This window comes from Rhizobium sp. WSM409, assembly GCF_057653825.1.
Genome location: NZ_JBYGKP010000003.1, coordinates 187,815 through 207,100 on the forward strand (window position 1 = coordinate 187,815; position 19,286 = coordinate 207,100).

Sequence of the window (19,286 nt, forward strand, 5' to 3'; positions counted from 1 at the left end):
CGGGGAATGGGTCAGGACGCCAGGGCTTGGCGTGGTACGATGCAGCGCTCGAACCCCGCTCGCAGCATCTCCTCGTCAAGGTTGCGACCGATGAAGACGATGTCGCTTGAGCGAATCTTCGGACGGTTGCCAGACCTTTCCCGGCCGGCCTTCCAAGGTCATGTGGATGCCATGCAAGACATATCGCCTGGCTTCCCCAGCGAAGCTGAGCACGCCTTTCATCCGAAACAGGTCGGCTCCGATGTCCTGCACCAGGCGGGTCAGCCAGCTATTGAGCGCCACCGGATCGAGAGGCTCTGGCTCGCGGAAAGCTACGCACCCGATAGTTTGATCGTGCTCGTGCTCCTGTTCTTCCAGGATCTGCGGATCGATTTCGAGCACGTTCTTCAAGTCGAACGCGCCGATGCCCACGACATCTTCAAATGCGACGCCGCAATCCTTGGTCGGGATGATCCGGGCCAGGGGATTTCGTCGCCTTAGATCCCGCTCGACTTGTAGAAGATGATCCTCGTCGACGAGATCAACCTTATTCAGCAGCAGGACGTCGGCAAAGCTGATCTGTTCGACTGCTTCTTCTTGCGCGAGTTGTCCTTCTATGTGTCGGGCGTCGACTACGGTGACGATCGCGTCCAGTTCCAATCGGGCGGACAGGACGTCGTCGAGGATGAAGGACTGGATGACGGGCGCCGGATCGGCTAGTCCCGACGTCTCGATGATGAAACGATCGATCTGGCGGCCCGACTGAAGCAGGGCTCTAATCGCCGCGATGAGGTCGTCGCGGACGGTGCAGCAAATGCATCCGTTGTTCAGTTCCACGATCTGATCGTTGGTCTGCACGATAAGTTGGCCGTCGATGCCCACTTCTCCGTATTCGTTGACGATGACGGCGACGCGCTCGCTGCTCTCGAACGAAAGAATCCGATTGAGTAGCGTCGTCTTACCGGCTCCGAGGAAGCCCGTGAGTATGGTGGTTTTCAACTTCGACATGGCTGCCGTCTCCGCGTCTGGCACAGCTTCGCCACTCCCGCGATTGCAGGCCGGCAGAGGGGTCGCTATGCAAGTTTTCGGTGTTACGAAGGGTGAATTGTCCCGATCGCTTGACCGGCATTACAGGTAAACTTGCGAAATTGCGCAATGCGGCGAGGGTTTCAATTTCGGCCAAAGGAATCGCAAAAGCTGCCAAAAAAAGCCGCTTTTTGCGGTTTGCTGATGAAATAATCAGCGTGCCTAAAATACATACAGGTCATGCCCTGGAGATGTTCAAGCGTTGGTGGGCTTAGCCAATTGCTCAAAATTAAGGGCGCGCTGGCAAAACCAATCGACACAGTGAGACGAGCGGACTCCGCTGTTCGTTCCCATGCAAGCTCTCCGGCAACCCTCGGCGGATCGAAGACCTTCTACGAAATGATCGATTGGAACCCGACGTCCCGCCAAGAGTTCGCTTCTACATTACCGCCTAAGTAGGGGGCACTAACCGCCTTTGACCGCGCGATCGAGGGAATCCGGAGATGAAAACGGAATACGACGAAACGACAGTCCCCGCTTTAACTGGTATCAAAGGGCGTTGCCCACGTTGCCAGCGGGGACATCTGTTCAATGGCCTTCTATCCCTCGCTCCGGCCTGTGAAGTCTGCGGCTTGGACTACTCCTTCGCGGACCCGGCGGACGGGCCGGCATTCTTCGCCATGAGCATCGTCGCGGTTCCCGCGCTTGCCTTTGCTCTATGGCTTCAGTTCACCTTCGACGTTCACCTCTGGGTCCATCTGGTCCTGACGGTTCCACTGACCGGGCTGGCATGCATATTGTTGTTGAGGCCTCTGAAAGGATGGCTGGTCTGCTCGCAGTACTTCCACAAAGCTGAAGAGGGTCGGATCGATCGAGAGTGGGGCAAATGAAGGCGAGCACGATCGCGAACCGCAGGGCTCCGTCGCAAGGTCGGAGTCTACGCTCGCCGTCGCCGCGATCCTCCTGATCGCCTTGGCGGGCTGGATCCTTCTCAGGCCGCACCCAGCTGCCGCACCTGCGAACAGGTTCCTTCTACTTGCCCATCCTCGACATGTTCCTATAACGAGCACAGCCGTGCTCATCGATCTGCTGGCTGGGCAAGAGCAAGAGGAAATCGGCTAATGAGGTCAGCAGTGGCCGGAAGATACTCGATGCTCGCACGAAAATGATAGTCCATCATTCCTGATTGAACTTCCCGCGACTCAGCAGGAGCCCGGCTAGCGAAGTGACTATGATGGCCGCGGCGGCGAATACCGTGCCGGGGCCAGTCAGATGATAGCTGCCAATGAATGTGCTCATTTGAAGAGCGGCACGCGCGGCATCGGCGAAATCGGAGTATCGATGAAGTTGACGCGGTCGTTGCCAGCCACGCCACCCCATGAACCCAGGCTTATCGTCATCACTTTTGATCGGCACTTCGCCGTCGAACGAATCGTGAAGTTTGCGAGCGATCAGCAGATGACCATCCCCTGTCTGGTCAGTACGTCCTATGATTGGGATTCAGGGCTCTTGTCAGAGCCGGCGCGGAAGTCGCCTTCCCTGAAAATCTCGCAGCCGGTCTTGCGCTCGATGATCAATCGCTTTTGCCGTGTGGCCTCACCCAGGAAGAAGCAGGACGGGTTATTACCACCCTTCGCGCCGAGCTCAAGCCTGCATTTGCGGGGCAATGATAAACGGCCGCGGAGTGCTATAGCCCTACCGCCTTCCGCAGTGTCTCATTTATCCGGCTTTGCCAGCCTTCGCCTTTGGCCTTGAAAGCATCGACGACTTCTGGATCGAGCCGAATGCTCACGGCGACCTTAGGATTATTGGACTTAGGCCGGCCGCCCAGGTTCTTCCTGATGGACTCGGCCAACTCGGGAAGGGCTTCGGCAAAAGGTTTGGCCTTGGCCAACTGTTCATCCGTCGCCTCTGGGGCGTCGGGATCGCTGGCGATTTGCCTCTGGATCTTCGCTTCTTCAGCGTCGGAGATTTTCAGAACACTATCTGCGATGCGGGTCATAGGATGCTCCTTTCCTTACGGCTGGCTTTGCGCATGGAGATTACCGAAATGGCTTCAGAGCCGAGGGTGACGAACACGACGGCAATCACGCCATCACGAAAGACACCGATGGCCATGAGGCGTTCGCCTTTGGCCGGGACGACAACGGAGCCTGCAAAGAAAAGCAGATCGAGATCGGCAAAGTCGAGCCCGTGCTTTTCGATATTGGTCCGGCGCTTTGCTTCGTCGTAGGTGATCTTCATGGATATTGTATATACGGAAACCGACCTAATTTTACAATAGGTTCCTGCATATACGGAAACTGGTTCTATATACGGATCTCGCAAGGAAAACTGCAATGGACCCTTCGATTGCTCCGGCCTCGCGGGCCGCCGCGGTGACCCCGAACGATACCGCCATCGCTTCCGCGGAATCGATCAAGCGCCGCCGAAGCGGCAATTTGGAATGGCGTCGACGCAGAATCCCTTCAGCCTCGAGGAGGTTAAGGCTGCGCAGAGGATGCATGACCCGCTACTATTTCGACATGCGTGCTGCAGAAGAGGTAATAACTAAGTGTACGTCTTTGGCAGTATTTGTGAATTTACACTGGAGTTGTCTTTGGTATTGTGCGCCCGGCCGCTCGGCGATGTTGCCTAACCCCAAGCAATCGAACTCCTGTGCGCCGGGCGGTCGTCCGATCTCACATATTCGAATGACGCTATTCTTTATTATCCATCAATTTCTCGGAAAGATGATGCACCAAGGCGTCATGATTCGGTGAACTCTGGAGCGCATCGACAGCCGCAGCGAGGGCGAATTGCCCGCGACAGCTCTGAATGTCGCAATGATGTTGCGAACACCATTCGGTCACCGCATCGACCACAGTTTCGATATCGTGATCGGAAAGGGAGGTTAGCGCTTGAAACATCTTGGTGATCCTTTTCGTTTTAGACAACCTCTATCGCAGCAATCGTCTCTGGCCCGCCTCTTTTGTCATTGTTCAGCCGTCGCGCCACCGGCCACTGGCTCATCAGTGCGGCCGGAAAGGGCTTCATGAGGTCTGCAGGGTCTGGTTCTGTCGATAGCCAGCGGGCATAGTCGTTCCGATGCAGGATAACCGGCATACGATCATGGATCGTCGCCATCATCTCGTTCGGTGCGCAGGTCAAGACGGCGAAGTTGAGGATATCGATGCCTGATGGGTGGCTCCAGATCTCCGAAATACCGGCCAGAGCGAAGGGCAAGCCATCCTTCATGGCGATGGCGTATGGCTGCGACCGACGACCAGTCTCCAACGTCTCCCACTCGAAACCCGTTGACAGGTATCAGGCATCGGCGCGCCTGATAGGCGAGACCAAACTTTGCATTCACAGCAATGCCTTCGCACGGCAGATTAGCCGATGGCCTACGTTGGGATGGCTTCATCCAAGACGGTGTGAAATCCCAAACGGCCATCACAAAAGTCGACGCCGAGGCTCCCGGCTTCTGCGCGCTGCCGCTGATGATGATTGGATAAACTTCCTTGGGATAGCCGTTGTAGCGAGGGAAGCGGTCATCCAAGCCATCAACTTCGCCGCGATCAGCAAAGGTGAAATGGCCGATCAGCTCATCTAAGGATGAATCTACAAAAATACGGCGACACACAATGTTCAGTCCCTGTGATAGCCATAGGCTGGCCGCGCGGCGCGGTAGCAGCCACGCTTGCTGCGGCAGCCAGTGTCATGAGCTTCATGCCTTGGACTCCTCTTTCCGGATGCCAATCAACAAATACTGGTGGACTAGTTTCGGCCATCCATCCTGAACCTCAGATGAAAGGCAACGGGGAAAGGGAGGGACGCTCAAACACACCAGTCGTTGCGCCCCTTCTGGTTCCAGGTCGTGGCGAATCCCTCCCGAAGCAACGTCTTTCATGCGCTTCGCAGGGGCCCTGAAACGAGTGTCGCCTTTGTTCATCCCTTCATTCGGTGGGTTTCACCGTTCGCGCCGTAGATGAACAAGGGAGGGTGTCATGGGTTTCGTTGCATCGACCAAGTAATTTAAGCACTATGCACAAACTGCTTCTCTCCGCCGCCGGCTCGGTGGTCGCTGCTTTCCTCATGTCGTCGCCGGCGCATACGTTGACGATGAAGGAGTGCAGCACCAAGTACCAAGCCGCCAAGGCCGACGGCTCTGCCAAAGACGTGAAGCGCAACGAAATCCGCGCAAAGTTCTGTGGCGCCGACGCTGCTGCTGCTGACAAGGCTGACGAAGCAGCGTCACCGCCACAAGCGAGATGGAATCGGCAAAGCCGACGACCGCAGCGCCGAAGTGCGTCAAGTTTCCGAGGGAGATCGATAAGAAATATTCTAGCGAGACGGCCGATAAGCCCGCCTGCAGACCTCCCACCATCCGCCAAGGACGCCGGCACGCTCGGCGAGCTGAAGTGGATCCAGAAGGGCGTCGGCTATTGGAGCCTCGGCCACGCGAGCATCGAGGCGCCGCTGGTTGAGCTCAGGCTCTTTCCCGTTGCGCGACAAGCCAGCCGGCACATAAGCCGCCTGGTGACGAAACCAAAACAGGCGCTATTCCACAGTAAATGTCCCGCCCCCCTTGGAGTATTTCTTACCTCCAAGCGAATTGATCGTTGCACATTTTTCCTTACCGAACTTCTCGCACATCTTATTATCTTTGATGCTCCATGTCCCCTTGTAGGTGGCCTTGTCCCCGTCGACAGTCGCTTCAATCGTCCCGTCTGGTTTATAAGTTGTGACGCCCGATTGCGTCTTTGACTTCCAGTGAATTGGGTGGCCTACCAACTCGCTTTTCAACTGCTCCGCCGTCATGGTTGCGGCATATGCACCGGATGCGAAGGCTAGCATAATGAGGCCAGAAACCGTGATCGCTTTCATCGTGCACTCCCTTCTCCTTAAGCGAATATTGTAGCCGCTATAGAGCACCGGGAATATCCATCCAAAATGCTTATCTCGACATTCAAACCTGCTGGAGCCCGCCCGTCGAGCGCAAGGGAGCGATATTCGTGAAGCCGAAGCTGATCGCCGAGATCGAACACCGGGCGTGGACGGATGACGGAAAGCTGCGGCACGCGTCCTATAAGAGGCTGCGGGAGGAGCAGGAATAACGCGGCGGTTAATAACTTGGGGTGACGTTCAAGAGCTACCCTCCGCAATCGGCACAATGTTTGACAATTCCCATCAGACCCAAGGCAAAAACCATTGTCAAAAAGGAGCTTACCGCCAACGCAATGGGCACAGCGATAAAGAACTTCGCCTTTGGCTTCACCAGGAGAGCGCAGTGGAAGCTTTCAATCGCAACGCGACAGCAAGCCTCCTGAAACCAATCGACTTATCGTAGCGCGCCGGCTCGCTTCGAAGGAGAATGGCCACGAAGATGCACCGCACGCCGTTGTTGAGGATCACGATAACGATGTGGCTGTCGAGCTCGGCATCGTTGCCATTGAGCTTTCTGAAAGACTTTTCTCCTCGTGATTCGGCCACCGTGAAGCGCTTCAGTGACAATGATAGTCACCGGCCTCGTGGTTCGTATGGCTCACCGCCATGAGCGAAAGCGCCGATTGCTGACATAGCGAATACGGTCGCTGCGAGAGCGATTCTAATGATTTTAGCGGTTGAGTTCCCATCCCTTTACTCGCAGTAGCGCGTACCCTTGCAATGGGTTAGGGCGTTTCAACTACAAGTGTATGTGGTAATGGCCCGTCATCTGCAACCATTTGACTTTCCTATTGGGCCGCCCGTGGTCCAGTTTGTGATTTGGGATAGCCGTTCGAGTTCGACGTCCAGTAGCGTTCGGATTTCTTCCGGAGACTGATCGACGAAAACCAGTCTGGCGTTCTCTCTGACCAAAAATAGTTCCGTTTGATGTTTGTCCTCATCGAACCGCATCTGGATCACGGCGTCCATGTTAATCCAGCGAGTAATCGTGCCGTCGGTCAACGTCACGAACATCCCATCCTCCCAAAGGTGGCCACTCCCGAACCGAACCAGAAAATCTAGGGTCGGTTCCAACCATATCCAGGTGGGGAAGGCGAGATGTGAATGCTTCCAAAAGCTGCGTCGCATGCACCGAGTAGGGAGTATTAGTTGGATCCCTCGATTGCTCCGGCCTCTCGGGCTGCCGGGCGATACTGCCATCGTCGGTGCGCGGGCCCGCTATATGGCACGGCCGGCGATATTGCTATCGCGCCGCGTCGAGACATGACCCTGTCATCTTCAAGAGCGTGCCCGCCGGAACGATCCAGCCGGTTCACGCCGCCATCTTGGCGCTGACCGGGATCGCGGCCTCCAACATCATTGCATTATGCTGATGGACAACGGCAACAACGTCTCGCTGAATGAGATCGGGATACTGGGTAGCGCCGCCAAGGTGTCGCAGTCCAACTTCATCACCACCTATCCAGCCGATCTGAAGCCGAGCACCATCTGGCGGCCAATGAGGCAGGCGGAAGCGTGGGAACTATGCGAGTCGCAACCGATTTGGGGGAAGAGTCCGACGATGATGGCTGGATTTGTTGCCATGGGCTTCCCGTCGCAACAGATCGACGGGTTTAAGGCGGCGGCTTCTCTCTGACGGTCAGGGCGAAAGATAGCCGTGATGTATGCCATAGCGAATTGCAATCAAAAAGGAGCCGCCAATTAAGAAGGCGAGCATAAGCGCTTTACGTGTTTCACTCTGTAGCAATTTTGCCCTCCACAAAAGCGGGGAAGTAGGCCTTCCTCGGATTTTGGCAACGAACTTCTGCTGAAAATTCACAACCCGGAGCCACTCCGTGTTCGTCCATAACTGGCGCAAGGTCCTGAAGCGCGCCTGGAGCATCCGCCTCATGGTGCTCGGGCTTCTCTTTTGGCGGCGTTGATGCGGCCCGTCGCGAGGAGATCAAGAGCTTTACGAAAACCGTCGAGATGAAGGGTTGAGCCTTGCGAGTAAGGGGTTGGGAAGGGTCGCACTTGCGGTGTGCCTCGCCGCGTCATCGAGTGGTCAACTCTCGGCCCAGGAGTTCGCGAGGCCGTCGTCCACGCCACCATCGGCGAATGGCTTGGCGATGGATCGACATTCTGGATGGCCTCGGAGATTGCAATGCTGCGCACCTGCATCTCGGTGAGGCGAGCGTCAGTCGCTTCCAGCTCGCACCTGCTCCACCGAGAGACTTCCCGCAGGCAGCGGCTTGAGTAGCTGATCCTGGGGTTTCGACAGCGCCAGCCAGTGTCTCCAATCTTCAGGTTTCAGGATAACAACCTGTCGATTATGGATTGGCGCGACATCCGGGCTCGGCTTCGTCGTGAGCATCGTCATCGACGCCGGCTGATTGCCTTCGCCTTCGCGCCACAGCCCGGCAATAGCGAATATCGCACGGTCGGCGAGCGTAAACCTGTGCTTGGCCTTCGGGTATTTCGTTCCGGTAAACTCGAAGAAGGCCGACGCCGGGATGAGGCAGCGTTTGCTCTCAGAGAAATCCCGGTTTTCCGAGACGAAATTAAAAACCGGTCCGCCTTTGCGTCCGGCAGACGGCGGAAACCCGAACTTGGCGGCGAAGAGTTCGAACTCATCGCCAGATGTCCGGACCACCGGGGCGATATCACCGATTTTGATGTCATCGGCCGTGGGTAGATCGAGTTCAGACTGGTGCGCCGGAATGCGCAGGGCGAGAGACTGCATCATCTCGCAGTACTCTTTCCAGCGAATATGTTGTTCATAGTCATTGCACATAGCGGGACCGCTCGTCAGCCAGGGAGGATTATCGGCCCGCCTTCTTTCGACCTTTAAGGTCGGCTTCGACGCTCTTCTTGAGGGCGTCCATGATGCTGATGACGTTTGATGGCTTCGCGTCGTCGTCTTTTTTACTGTTGGCCGCCTTGGACGATTTGGAGGGCTTTAGAGCCTTCTTCTTGGTCGCTATCAGCTTCAGCAAGCTCTCCTGGATCGGATCGCTGACCATCGAAGGCGACCATTTATCCATGCGCCGCTTGATCGTTTGGGTGATGGCAGCGACCGTCGAGGTGTCAGCCTTCTTCTCGATCCCCTGGAAGTACTCCTCCTCAGGGCGAACCTCGTCACCGAAGCGCAGGGTCCAGACAACGATGCCCTCATCGCGCGGTTCTAGGACCACCGCACGTTCTCGCCGGCCGATTACTACCCTCGAGACGCCAAGGACCTTTTCTGCCTTCATCGCATCCCTTATGACGGCAAACGCCTCGTTGCCGATCTTGTCGTTAGGAACGAGGTAGTGGGGTGTTTCAAGGTAGATCCACTCGATACTTTCGCGCGGAACGAACTTTTCGATATCGATCGTCCGCACGGTCTCCAGATCAATGGACTCGAGGTCTTCGTCGGTCAGCAGAACGTAGTCGTTTTCACCGCGCTCGTAGCCTTTGGCTTCGTTTTCATCCTTGACGGGCTTTCCAGTCACGGAATCGACGTAACGGGACAGGACGCGATTGCCGGTCTCTTTGTTGAGCGTGTGGAAACGGACCTTCTCGCTCTCCGATGTCGCCGGGCTCATTGCCACGGGACACGTGACAAGCGAAAGCTTGAGGTAGCCTTTCCAGTATGGACGGGGTGCCATTGTTGTTTCCTAGCTGGCTTTTTTGTGAGTGGTCTTGGCAGCTGTTTTGGGAGCGGCCGCCTTGGTCTTTTTCTTCGCGTTCGCGTTTGCAGCCTTAGTCTTGGATTTGGCAGCGGGCTTGGCGTTCCCCATTCCAGCGCTTTCGCGCAGGGCCTTCAGAAGGTCGTTGGGCTTTGACACCTGAACTGGCTTCGGCTTGGGTAGTGAGCGGCCCTCCGACTTCGCTTTCACCAGATCGGCGAGGGCGGCCTCATAGCGGTCATCGAACGTCGCCGGATCGAAATCACCCTTCTTCGTGCCGATGATGTGCTTGGCGAGGTCGAGCATTTCTCCCTCTACCTTGATCTCCGGGACCTCCTTGAATGCCTCCTTGGACGGCCGCACCTCGTAATCGAAATTGAGTGTCGTCGCGATCAGGCCGCGCCCGTGGGCGCGGATAAGAACGGTGCGCATCCGTCGAAAGAGAACCGTTCTCGCTATCGCGGTGACGCTGGCCTTGCTTAGGGCATCGCGAAGGCCTGCAAATGCGTCTTCTGAGACTTCGTCTGTCGGTACAAGATAGTACGGCTTGTCGAAATAGACATCGTCGACCTCGGAGCAGGAAAGGAACGCTTCGATCTCGAGCATCTTATCGGAATCCGGGATGACGGCGGTCACCTCTTCCGGGTCGATCATGATGTATTCGCCGTTCTCAACCTCGAACCCCTTCACCTGGTTTTCCCGCTCGACAGTCTCCTCCGTCTCGCTGTCCACGAACTCGCGGCGTACGGGGTTCCCGGTTGCCTTGTTGATCGTCCGGAAGGAGATGCGATCCGAGGTCGACGCAGCAGTATAAAGCCCGACGCCGCAGGTGATTTCCCCGCCCTTGATGTGGCCTTTCCATTGAGCCCTATGCGCTGCCATGATTTTCCCTCCGGGCGGAACTTTCCAATTAACTTGTCGTTCGGCCTTTCGTTCCGAAACTACGGGGGAGATGTGCATGTCAGCGCCGCATGAAGACCATAGCGAAGCCCTTCAGGACGGAGAGGCGATCCTGCTCAATGCCGTTCTCATGTGGTTTCGGTTTTATGGTGTCCCCTTCGATGAACGGACAGCCGATGTCTTGTGCGAACGGGCGATGTTGCTCTACGCAGAGGGGCGAGGCCAGCGTTACATAGAAGGTGACCTCATCCGGACGTTTTCAGGTCTGATGGCCATGAGGGTCAACGCTCCGTCTTCGGCTCTAAGCCATTGAGCAATTCGTTTTCGCTGATCCGAACGGTGATGCTATCGTCCCCAATCCTCCGACAAGGCGACTGACGCCATAAAGTCCGATTTCAAAAGCTGCTCGGGATCGTCCGAGTACTATCTCCACTGCTTCACGATATGTCCGGCCAATTCGTGCCACGCGTTTTTTGGCATGTTTTGAAAGCCAGAGTGGCGGTTGAAGGGCAACCCTCGGAAAGCCCGAGCTTCGAAACGCGTCGAGTTGGGCGTAAGTCGACTGATCACCAACCAGGGTGTACGCCGAGATCAAGGACGGGGGATAGTCTCTGATGGACTGATGGTTCGCCCGGCGTTAGACAAGCGCGTCAGCAGGAGTTTACCGATGCGTGTTGCCGTCATCCTCTTCATAGCCGTGTGCCTATTCCTGGCGGGAGCGACTGCTTCGCGCGCATACGTGGGCAACTCTAACTTTTGGCTGCTCGCAACCGCGCTTGTCCTCTATACATTAGGCAATCTTTCGATGATCGCTCTCATGCGGACAAGCGGTCTTTCCCTTGCTATTTCGTTGTCGTCGGTTGCGCAGCTCATCGCCATCAACGCGATCGCCGTGTTGGTTTTCGACGAGCGGCTCGGCTGGCATCAGGCGGTTGGCGTCCTCCTCGGGATAGCATCGGTTACGCTTATGGTGATCGGATGAATGGCTCTCAATTGCGTTTCCTTGACTACGGCTAATGGCAGTCGTGGGGTGGGCTCTTCCGGACGCGCAACGGCGTGCAGCGATTTGACGGCGGTATTTGGACAACGGGCTCGGCCGAACTCAGGCTTGGGTGCTAGGGCGACCTGAACATGTACGATGCAATGCTTCTTTTCCTTGCTGGCCTGTTAGCAGGCAGCATGAATGCGTTGGCGGGCGGCGGGTCATTCGTATCCCTGCCTGCGCTGATATCGGTCGGAGTGCCGTCGGTATCCGCAAACGCGACAAGTACCCTGGCCTTGTTTCCCGGCGGCATGGCGAGCTCGTGGGTCTATCGTGACGGGGTTAGGAGTGTGTGCGGCGTCAAGGTGATGCCCATTGCCATCGTGACGGTGATGGGTGGCGTGGCCGGCAGCATTCTATTGCTGCTAACACCATCGAGGATTTTCGATGGGATCCTGCCATGGCTTTTGCTGGTGGCGACATTGATGCTCGCTGCAGGTCCGAGGCTCAGCGCCCATTTGCAGACGCGGGCACGTCCGAGTATTCTGGCATTCGCAACGGTTCAATTCTTTCTCGGTCTTTATGGCGGCTATTTTGGTGGCGCCGTGGGTCTCATGATGCTTGCGGCATGGAGCGCGCTCGGGGGCGGGGACATCAAGAGCCTGAATCCGACAAGAATGGTGATGGTCACTGCCGCCAACGCCGTCGCCGTCGTCGTCTTCGTACTTGCCGGGGCAATCGTATGGCAGGAGTGCATTCCCATGACGATTGGAGCCGTTATCGGCGGGTGGATCGGAGCGCATATCGGACGAAGGCTGCCATCACCCGTCGTCCGGATGCTAACCCTCGCGGTCGCCTTTTTAACGACCGCAGTGTTCTTTTCGCGAGCTTACCTTTGAGCGAAGGTCCCGTACCCCTCAGGCTCTCAGTCGATAAATTGCAGTTGAAGGAGCCGAATTCCTCCAAAATGCTCAAGGAGTTGGACGAATTGGATCGCGGGAAAGCGTCGATCCAGCGGATGTGATTGAAAACGCACGAACGATCGTCATTGCCGCCGAACATTGAAGGCACGCCGATGAGCTGGTGCCCGGTGTTCGCCTTTCCAAATTCCATGACGTCGCACCACCGTTGAGCCTCCGGTTCCTGCGGCAGCCGCACGAGATCGTCGATCTTCTGCGGTCGCGGAGCCTCCTGAGCGTGAGCAAAGGCAACATCGTTAGGGCCAGAAAGCCCGGCGATCTATTTCAAACTCTTGTCCTTCCGGCTAGTTTTCGAAAGCGAGGACTGGTCTACAGCCCAATTTCATGTCGATGTCCAGCCGGTCAAGGCGCTCCGGCTCGCGGAGCGCCCTGTCGACCCTGGCCGATCGCGGAAAGATTCCAGTCGACGTTCAGCGCTTTCTACGAGACCCGCTTCACGCCGGGCGGCTGCCACGTACCTTTCCCCGCAGGCAGGATCGAAGGCGCCTCCGTCTTTGGCCAGTACAGGCGCATCACGAGATAGATCGTGCCGTCCGGGGCCGGAAGCCAATTGGCTTCCTTGTCCGCTCCGGGGCTGTCCTTCTGGATGTGCAGCGTCAGCGAACCGTCCGCATCCTTCTTCATTCCCGGCAACATCGGAGAGTTGACGAGGTAGCGATTGATCGGGTTCTTGACCAGCAACTGGCTCTTGCCGTCGTACATGGTCACTGACCAGAACGAATGCACTGGCGGCAACTGGCCCGGCGGGAAGGTAATCGTGTACTTGTGCTTGCTGCCGTCGAGCGGCTTTCCGCTCGCATCTGTTCGGGTGAAGGGGTACATGGCCTCTGCTGCATCGTTGCCATAGAGGCCTGCCTTGGCAGCGCCTGAGCGCAGCAACCAATCGCCGTTGTAGAAGGCCTCGTCACCAAGCAGCGAGCTGACGTTCCAGCCGTTGATGGGCTTGTTTCCGCTGGCCAGCCACTTGTCGATCTTGTCGTCACCCTGCTTCATGCCGACCAACAACTCGGCCTTATGCTCGAGCGGCAGATCCTTGAATTCGAGGGTCTTTCCGGGCCCGATGCCGATCCTTGCAAGCTTCGCACGGATGACCTTGTCCCTTGACGTCTCCGGGACGAATTGCAGAGCCACGTCGAGATATTCGAAGAAGTTTTTCTTGATGCCGGCGGTGGTGGCGGGAAGGAACTCGATCGTCGGTGCGGCGGGCGGGGCGGGTTGCTTGAGGAAGGCCGAAAGCGGTTGCGCCTTATAGCCGGTCTGCACCTTTTCCACATTCGCCATATCGTCGGCGTCGATAAGCTGTGTCCGGAAGTTGGCGAATACGAACGGGGTGCTCGAGGTGAAGACCTGCTTGACGCCGTCGGGCTTCGCGCCTTTCCAGTCGGGTCCGACGACGAGATAGGAACCCGGCTCGGTTCCCGTGGTGCGCGAGCCAATATAACCGAAATTGTAGGTGTTGCCGTCGATAAGCTGGACCGAGTAGTAGCGTTCCTTTTCGACCGTCGGCACCGAGATCACCATCGGTTCAGCACGCAAGTCCAGCCAGAGGATCGAGTAGGGCGTGTCACTGTTCGGCGTGATGATTGCCGTGTCCGCCGGGCTGGCGACCTGATGCATGTTGTTGATGTCGTTAAACGGCGCCTTGAACTGTCCGGAGTTCCTGTCCACGGCGAACTCGTTCATGACCGCATAGTTCATCACGAGCGGCAGGCCGTAGATGAAGCCTTCCTCGGCGATATCCTTCGCCTCCAGCAGGCTGGGCCATTCTTCTTTGTTCTGCGCAAGCACCGGGGTAGACTTGGCCGTTGCGGCAACGAGTGCGGCCATCGCAGCGGAGCGGAGCAGATCGCGTTTCGTAAGCATGTGAACGTCCTTTCGGTTCGCGGCGTGCGATCAGGCACGCTGAGGTGACAGGGTAGCGTCATGCGGCCGCGGACATCGAGCGAACAGAGCCGACCTAGTCCTGACCATGAGGAGGTATGCGCCTACTTCGGAAACAGGAACGGTCAGCCCGACTTGGACGCCGTGCCCTTCGGGGCCGTCGTCTGGAGACGCTGCCCAGTTTCGAAGCTCGCCCGTCAGGCTGATCGGCTGTTCGTTGACCTTGACCAGCTTTCTGATGAGGGAGGCGATGGGATTCGACAGATTCTTGGCGAGATCGGTGCACGAACCCTGGCCGTAGACCGGCGCCCCCACGCCGAGGGCCGCGGCGACGGCGAGCGTCAGGGACCTCTTCGCCGGCAGGGCGCGGGTCGATGCGGCATTTGCCATTTCTCTCTCCATCCGATGCTCAGGCTGGCGGCGAGGCAGTCTGGGTCATGCGCCGCAAGAATGACGGAACGGGCCGGAGGAAGAAACGTATGTTACTGTAGCGTACAGCCTTCACGGGCGATATGAGGCGTCGGAGACCCTGAATTCGGCTTCGATATCAGTCGCGCTGGGCACTGGCAGTCCAGCGCGTCGTAGCGCTGCGATCATGCGCATGCTGTCCTTCGGCGGCAGGTTTCTCTTCCGATTCTCGGCCACGATGTTGGGCAGATAATCGGGGCGCATTTTCATAAACACCTCGCCCTCGTGCTTCGCTTCTGCCAACAGCCCGGCCTCGGAGTAGATGACCGCCGCAACGCCATGGAAGAGCGGAAATTTCTGCAGGTCGGCTTTACGGATCAGCCGCACCGCCATCTCGTGATCGTCGAGCATGCAGGCGATCAGGGCGCGCGTCCCGAAGTAATATCCAGAGCCGCCCGGATTGAGCTTGATCGCACGATCCAGCAATTCGCCGCCGCGCTTCCATTGCCCCGAGAATGCGACACGCGTTCCGAGCTCCCCCAGGAACTCCGTGTCGTTCGGGTTGGCGGCGAGCGCCGCTTCGCCGACATCGAACGCCTCTTTCGTCTCGTTGTTGAAGAACAGGGCCGTCATGAGCGCCTGCAGGGCGCGCGTGTTGTCGGGCTCGAGCGAGACTGCCCGCCGCGCCGAACTGAGCGCGCGCTCCATCGCGGGACCCTTGTCACTCTGCGGATTGAACTCGAACCGACCCTCGTCGAGTTGGATGATCGAGAGCATCGACCAAGCCGTCGCGTAGGCGGGGAAAAGCGCCACGGCGTTCTGCAGGCAGTCGCGCGCGACCTGATGCTTTTCCGGATTGAGCTCCTCGCGGTATGCGTAGTAGCGCAGGGTGCAGTCATGGACGCTCATATCGTCCGGCGGCGGGTTGGCCGCTATCGATTTCGCGATGATGCCGTAAGGCTGAGCGATCGCCGTCGCCACCTTGCTTGCGACATCCGCCTGAATGAAGAAGAGCTCGTGCGTGTCCAGGTTCTCGTCGTAGTCCTGCGACCACAGGATGGATCCGTCGGAGGTGTCGACGAGGCGCACGGTCACACGGACCTTGTCGCCCGCGACGCGAACCCCGCCTGCGACCAGGTAACGGGCGCCAAGTCCTTCGCGCACCTGCGACGCCTCGACGCCTGGGGGCAGTGCCTTTGATGTCTCGCGGCCGAAGACGGTAATCTCCTTGAAGCGGGGAAGGGCGGTTAGAAGCTCCTCGGTCAGTCCGGCTGCATAACGTGCAGCCTGCGGGCCGTCGCCGAGGTCCGCGAAAGGTGCGATCACAAGGGTCGGCTCGCCCGGAAGTTGCTCGGCGGAACGACCGGGTGCCGGCCCCTTCAGAACGCCGGCGTAAAAGCCAAGCCCCGCGAAGACGAATGCCACGAGCACGGCCAGCACGGGCCAGGCGAGACGCCGCCACGCGAAAGCCCGGCGCTCGGAGACGTCTTCCTTCAGCGCATCCCCGGCCGCTTCCATCGGCGCCCCATTCCACGTAAAGGTCGGCACATAACCGCCCTTGGGGATGTCGATGCGGATCGGATCGCGCTGGCCTGCGACGAGATAGTAGCGTTCGATGACCCGGCGCAGACGTCCGGCCTCGATGCGAACGACGGGATCTTCCTGAGAGAAGCCCGCGCTTCGGTTGAACACTTCGATGGCGATCGAATACGCCTTGAGGCGCGGTGCCCGGCCTGCAAGCGTCTCCTCGGTGACATATTTCAAGAAGGCAGCGCCACGTCCGGCGCTCGGAAACTCGCCGCTGGACAGAATGCGTTCAAGCTGCGCCCTGACCTCCTCATGGGTCGGACAGGGGCGCTCGGCCCGATCGTCGGGCAAAGGCACCGAGGTTTGCATTGCATCCTCCCCCTCGTCACACATATGCGCGACAGTTAAAGCTTGTATTCAAATCCCCTTATGCAACCTATTCCCCCAATAGCCCTTCGTCTACCTGAAAGAAGTTTCAAGGCGGATCACGTATGGGCCGGGCAACCGGTACCGGACGATGATGGCGATGAACAAGGGCCTGGAGGGGCATATGAAGACGAGCGTGCCAGGCGTGGCGAACTCAAGCGGGCGCCTACCCCTATCGCTGCTTCCGGCATGCCGGGTCGGCCGGCGTCGCCGCGCAGTTCTTGACCGCGATCTTCTGCGTCCCGCCGTCTTGTCCGGTCAGACCGCCGACATGATTGGCGTAGTTGCTGCGAGTATCGGCGTCGAGCACCGCGACCGGGGCGGTCAGTACGAGGCCCGCGGCGCTTCCGGCCGCCGCCGCCACGTTCGTTGTCCCCGCAAGGATCGTGTCGCCAAGGCCGACCCGGCTGTCGGTCAGGGTCTGCCCTTCGGACAACCGCTGGCCGATGAGCTGGACGACTTGCGGTGATTCCGCGAACTTGCTGTGATTGAGGTCGTCGCTGACCTTGATCTTGGTCAGATCGATCACCGATACCTTGTAGTCGGCGAGTTCGGTCTTGTACGGCGCGGTTTCCGGATCGATCGAACCGAGGCGCGGGATGTTGCCCCAGACCCGCCGCGAGAAGGCAAGCGCCTTGTCGTCGCGCGAGACGAAAAGCGTGAATTGCGGATGGGGGTCGCCCATATCCTCGATCTGCGACCGGAAGACGTCCACGTCGACGTCCGGAGCGGCCAGCATGACGTTCTTGAACTTTGCCGGGAGACCGCCGTTGCGGATCGCCATCTGCCGGAGCGCTTCCAGCGCCAGCCAGTTGCCCATCGAGTGGGCCAGCACGTTGACTTCCTTCACGGTGCCGTCTTTGGCGAGATACTGAAACAGGGTCTCGAGCGCGTTGCGCGTGTAGTTGGTGCTCTCGCGGTCATAACCATAGGCGAGCAGGCTGCCGCGCGATGGCCAGGTCACAAGGACCGGCGTGCTGCGGACATTGGAATCGTGGACGATCTGAGCGAAGCGGTAGACACTGTCCTCGAAGCGGTTGTTGAAGCCGTGGATGAAGACCAGGACGCTGTGGTCGCGGTTCCTTCTGACCGAGGCGTTCAGCCAGCCTTTCGCCGCTTCGAGACTAAGCGCGTCGGCCTTCAGCGTGGCGAAGTCGGTCTTCGGATTTGAAGGCAGCCTCTTGGGCCAGGCGACGTCGCCCTCGTTGCGGACCTTGGGCAGCGAAACTCTCATCTGTGCGAAGGACGGCGTGCGGGCGCGCTCGCCCGTGAACATCTCGCCGGAAACAGTCGATCGGGCACGCGTGGTCGCGACAAGCATGTCGACGCGACTGGTATCCGGCACGGTGTCCGCAACGGGGAACAGCACGTTCTTCGGATGTCCGCCGCAGCCCGCGAGCACGACCAGCGCGAGGCATGGAAGAAGTCGCCGGATAGGACCAGCAGTCATCAAACGAAACAAGCCCAGTCCCCCATCCGCATTCCGGCTACATCCTGACAGGACGGACCATGCCTCAACCCGTGCGTATCCCGTCGTATGTTACTGTACGCTACGGCCCAGCGACGACGACCGGGAAGGGCACGCCGAGACGGATCGCCTTCGAGAAGTCGGGCGACAAACCATCCGCCCGCGCCCGCACATCGATCTTGGCAATCTCCCGCAAGCGGTCGAGCGGCATCGAGGTGTCGACGGCTCCCCGGTCATAGGCGTAGTCGGGAAGATAACCATTGACGATCAGTCGCCAGTCGAACGGTACCTTGTCTCCAGCGACCCGCATCAGCTTGGCGACGGTTGTCGTGCAGTTCGTCGTGATCGAGTTGTAGAACCGCGGCGTCCGGGCGAGCGCGTTGGCCTCGGCGACGTACTCGAGCAGCAGGTTGCGCGCCTGCTCGGGACTGGCTCTCAGCCGGTAGATCTGGACGTCCTCGCCACGCACGTTGGAACGGACGCCGACGACGTCGCGTTCGTCCGCGGCAACAACCACCAGCGGGTCGTTCTTGAAGAGGTCGGCAAGGGGAGAAAACCCGCCGCCGACCTTGTGGCGCACCTCGATCGACCAGGCGAGCTGTTCGCCGCCTTCGAAGCCGAAGCTGAAGATGACATGCGCGATCTTCGGCCCCGCCCAGTATGACATGAACAGGTCGACCGTCCTCACCTTGCTCACATCGTAGGTTCGCGTCGTCCAGCGCTCGGTAAAGTCGGAGTTGCTTCGCCACTCGAAGTCCCGGACATCGGTCAAGGTCAGCGAATTTCCGTCGATGCGACCCGTGACCTGGCGGGCGACGTCAGGAGCCCATGCGGCGTTGGCTTCCGGCTTGATCGAGCTCCACCAGAAGAGAACCAGCGCGAAGGCGACCGCAAATGAAAGGATGGCTCTCCTGCGCAGCCGGCTGGCAAGCGCCGCTACTGTGAGGAGACCGAAGGCGAGGAAGACGCAGGCGCCGATCGCCCGGCCGGCATCGGGCAGGGGCAGGCGATACCAGAACGCCAAGGAGCCCCAGGCTGTCAAAGCCGCCACGATCAGGGCGACCGCGAAGATCAAGATGATCGCCATCAGTCGAGGCATGTTGTTCCTTTCCTGTAGCCGCCGTGCCACC

The 19,286-nt window shown here is 58.7% G+C and carries 20 protein-coding genes and 6 pseudogenes; 10 read left to right on the forward strand and 16 right to left on the reverse strand.

All coding sequences use genetic code 11. The features are described 5' to 3' along the window. Window positions 1-11: 11 nt before the first annotated feature. Window positions 12-987 (reverse strand): annotated as a pseudogene (locus AC25BC_RS28510) (CobW family GTP-binding protein). Between the two features lie 110 nt (window positions 988-1,097). Between AC25BC_RS28510 and AC25BC_RS28515 the strand changes: the two are divergent. Beyond that, the gene (locus AC25BC_RS28515) at window positions 1,098-1,280 is read left to right on the forward strand and encodes a hypothetical protein (RefSeq protein ID WP_128405702.1); all 183 of its coding nucleotides are present in this window, start codon (window positions 1,098-1,100) and stop codon (window positions 1,278-1,280) included. A gap of 228 nt (window positions 1,281-1,508) precedes the next feature. Next, entirely contained in the window at window positions 1,509-1,895 is a 387-nt protein-coding gene (locus AC25BC_RS28520; RefSeq protein ID WP_003554325.1) for a DUF983 domain-containing protein, read from the forward strand. Window positions 1,896-2,692: 797 nt separating this feature from the next. Here AC25BC_RS28520 and AC25BC_RS28525 read toward each other — a convergent pair. After that, complete coding sequence (locus AC25BC_RS28525; RefSeq protein ID WP_003554323.1) at window positions 2,693-3,007, reverse strand: BrnA antitoxin family protein; 315 nt, start codon at window positions 3,005-3,007, stop codon at window positions 2,693-2,695. Beyond that, entirely contained in the window at window positions 3,004-3,249 is a 246-nt protein-coding gene (locus AC25BC_RS28530) for a BrnT family toxin (RefSeq protein ID WP_003554321.1), read from the reverse strand. Before AC25BC_RS28530 ends, AC25BC_RS28525 begins: the two co-directional genes overlap by 4 nt. Window positions 3,250-3,344: 95 nt before the next feature. Between AC25BC_RS28530 and AC25BC_RS28535 the strand changes: the two are divergent. Continuing rightward, a pseudogene (locus AC25BC_RS28535) lies at window positions 3,345-3,417 on the forward strand (spike base protein, RCAP_Rcc01079 family); the annotation flags it as partial. Window positions 3,418-3,704: 287 nt separating this feature from the next. On the opposite strand, the gene AC25BC_RS28540 reads toward AC25BC_RS28535, so the two are convergent. Both AC25BC_RS28540 and AC25BC_RS28545 read right to left on the reverse strand, forming a co-directional pair. Further along, a complete protein-coding gene (locus tag AC25BC_RS28540; RefSeq protein ID WP_003554319.1) occupies window positions 3,705-3,914 on the reverse strand; it encodes a hypothetical protein in 210 nt (69 codons plus the stop codon). Between the two features lie 19 nt (window positions 3,915-3,933). After that, window positions 3,934-4,630: pseudogene (locus tag AC25BC_RS28545) on the reverse strand (SOS response-associated peptidase). A 401-nt stretch (window positions 4,631-5,031) separates the two neighbouring features. Here AC25BC_RS28545 and AC25BC_RS28550 point away from each other — a divergent pair. Then, a pseudogene (locus tag AC25BC_RS28550) lies at window positions 5,032-5,463 on the forward strand (hypothetical protein); the annotation flags it as partial. An 84-nt stretch (window positions 5,464-5,547) separates the two neighbouring features. Here AC25BC_RS28550 and AC25BC_RS28555 read toward each other — a convergent pair. Then, window positions 5,548-5,874: a hypothetical protein gene (locus AC25BC_RS28555; RefSeq protein WP_003554317.1), complete on the reverse strand. Its 327-nt coding sequence runs from the start codon at window positions 5,872-5,874 to the stop codon at window positions 5,548-5,550. Window positions 5,875-5,984: 110 nt separating this feature from the next. On the opposite strand from AC25BC_RS28555, the pseudogene AC25BC_RS28560 reads away from it, so the two are divergent. Beyond that, a pseudogene (locus AC25BC_RS28560) lies at window positions 5,985-6,104 on the forward strand (ATP dependent DNA ligase); the annotation flags it as partial. A gap of 157 nt (window positions 6,105-6,261) precedes the next feature. On the opposite strand, the gene AC25BC_RS28565 reads toward AC25BC_RS28560, so the two are convergent. Continuing rightward, window positions 6,262-6,501, reverse strand: a complete 240-nt coding sequence (locus tag AC25BC_RS28565; protein WP_003554314.1) for a hypothetical protein — start codon at window positions 6,499-6,501, stop codon at window positions 6,262-6,264. 198 nt (window positions 6,502-6,699) lie between these two features. Beyond that, window positions 6,700-6,948, reverse strand: a complete 249-nt coding sequence (locus AC25BC_RS28570; protein ID WP_128439034.1) for a hypothetical protein — start codon at window positions 6,946-6,948, stop codon at window positions 6,700-6,702. A gap of 135 nt (window positions 6,949-7,083) precedes the next feature. On the opposite strand from AC25BC_RS28570, the pseudogene AC25BC_RS28575 reads away from it, so the two are divergent. Together AC25BC_RS28575 and AC25BC_RS28580 are read left to right on the forward strand one after the other, a co-directional pair. Beyond that, window positions 7,084-7,307, forward strand: a pseudogene (locus AC25BC_RS28575) (spike base protein, RCAP_Rcc01079 family). Beyond that, window positions 7,307-7,570, forward strand: coding sequence for a hypothetical protein (locus tag AC25BC_RS28580; RefSeq protein ID WP_128439033.1), 264 nt, complete (start codon window positions 7,307-7,309; stop codon window positions 7,568-7,570). The pseudogene AC25BC_RS28575 and the gene AC25BC_RS28580 overlap by 1 nt, the downstream one beginning before the upstream one ends. Before the next feature lie 540 nt (window positions 7,571-8,110). On the opposite strand, the gene AC25BC_RS28585 is transcribed toward AC25BC_RS28580, so the two are convergent. From AC25BC_RS28585 to ku (AC25BC_RS28595), 3 genes are read right to left on the reverse strand one after another with little or no spacing between them, the layout of a single operon-like run. Next, complete coding sequence (locus AC25BC_RS28585; RefSeq protein WP_003554305.1) at window positions 8,111-8,707, reverse strand: SOS response-associated peptidase; 597 nt, start codon at window positions 8,705-8,707, stop codon at window positions 8,111-8,113. A 28-nt stretch (window positions 8,708-8,735) separates the two neighbouring features. Next, window positions 8,736-9,563: a non-homologous end joining protein Ku gene (gene ku / locus AC25BC_RS28590; RefSeq protein WP_003554302.1), complete on the reverse strand. Its 828-nt coding sequence runs from the start codon at window positions 9,561-9,563 to the stop codon at window positions 8,736-8,738. A gap of 9 nt (window positions 9,564-9,572) precedes the next feature. Then, window positions 9,573-10,466, reverse strand: a complete 894-nt coding sequence (ku, locus tag AC25BC_RS28595; RefSeq protein WP_206642385.1) for a non-homologous end joining protein Ku — start codon at window positions 10,464-10,466, stop codon at window positions 9,573-9,575. A 76-nt stretch (window positions 10,467-10,542) separates the two neighbouring features. On the opposite strand from ku (AC25BC_RS28595), the gene AC25BC_RS28600 reads away from it, so the two are divergent. The 3 genes from AC25BC_RS28600 (at window position 10,543) to AC25BC_RS28610 (ending at window position 12,365) form a co-directional block, all read left to right on the forward strand. Next, window positions 10,543-10,797 carry a hypothetical protein gene (locus AC25BC_RS28600; protein WP_003554299.1) on the forward strand — a complete coding sequence of 85 codons (255 nt, stop codon included), beginning with the start codon at window positions 10,543-10,545 and terminating at the stop codon, window positions 10,795-10,797. Between the two features lie 354 nt (window positions 10,798-11,151). After that, a complete protein-coding gene (locus AC25BC_RS28605; protein ID WP_012763447.1) occupies window positions 11,152-11,466 on the forward strand; it encodes an EamA family transporter in 315 nt (104 codons plus the stop codon). 149 nt (window positions 11,467-11,615) lie between these two features. Continuing rightward, a complete protein-coding gene (locus tag AC25BC_RS28610; protein WP_017996620.1) occupies window positions 11,616-12,365 on the forward strand; it encodes a sulfite exporter TauE/SafE family protein in 750 nt (249 codons plus the stop codon). A 501-nt stretch (window positions 12,366-12,866) separates the two neighbouring features. Here AC25BC_RS28610 and AC25BC_RS28615 read toward each other — a convergent pair. The 5 genes from AC25BC_RS28615 to AC25BC_RS28635 form a co-directional block, all read right to left on the reverse strand. Then, entirely contained in the window at window positions 12,867-14,309 is a 1,443-nt protein-coding gene (locus AC25BC_RS28615) for a DUF1254 domain-containing protein (protein WP_012763445.1), read from the reverse strand. A 30-nt stretch (window positions 14,310-14,339) separates the two neighbouring features. Beyond that, window positions 14,340-14,717, reverse strand: a complete 378-nt coding sequence (locus AC25BC_RS28620) for a hypothetical protein (RefSeq protein WP_012763444.1) — start codon at window positions 14,715-14,717, stop codon at window positions 14,340-14,342. Window positions 14,718-14,828: 111 nt separating this feature from the next. Next, window positions 14,829-16,631, reverse strand: coding sequence for an adenylate cyclase (locus AC25BC_RS28625; protein ID WP_012763443.1), 1,803 nt, complete (start codon window positions 16,629-16,631; stop codon window positions 14,829-14,831). Window positions 16,632-16,860: 229 nt separating this feature from the next. Continuing rightward, on the reverse strand, window positions 16,861-18,138 hold the full coding sequence (locus AC25BC_RS28630; RefSeq protein WP_012763442.1) for an alpha/beta hydrolase: 1,278 nt from the start codon (window positions 18,136-18,138) through the stop codon (window positions 16,861-16,863). 100 nt (window positions 18,139-18,238) lie between these two features. Then, entirely contained in the window at window positions 18,239-19,255 is a 1,017-nt protein-coding gene (locus tag AC25BC_RS28635) for an Lnb N-terminal periplasmic domain-containing protein (RefSeq protein WP_128439032.1), read from the reverse strand. Between the last annotated feature and the right edge of the window lie 31 nt (window positions 19,256-19,286).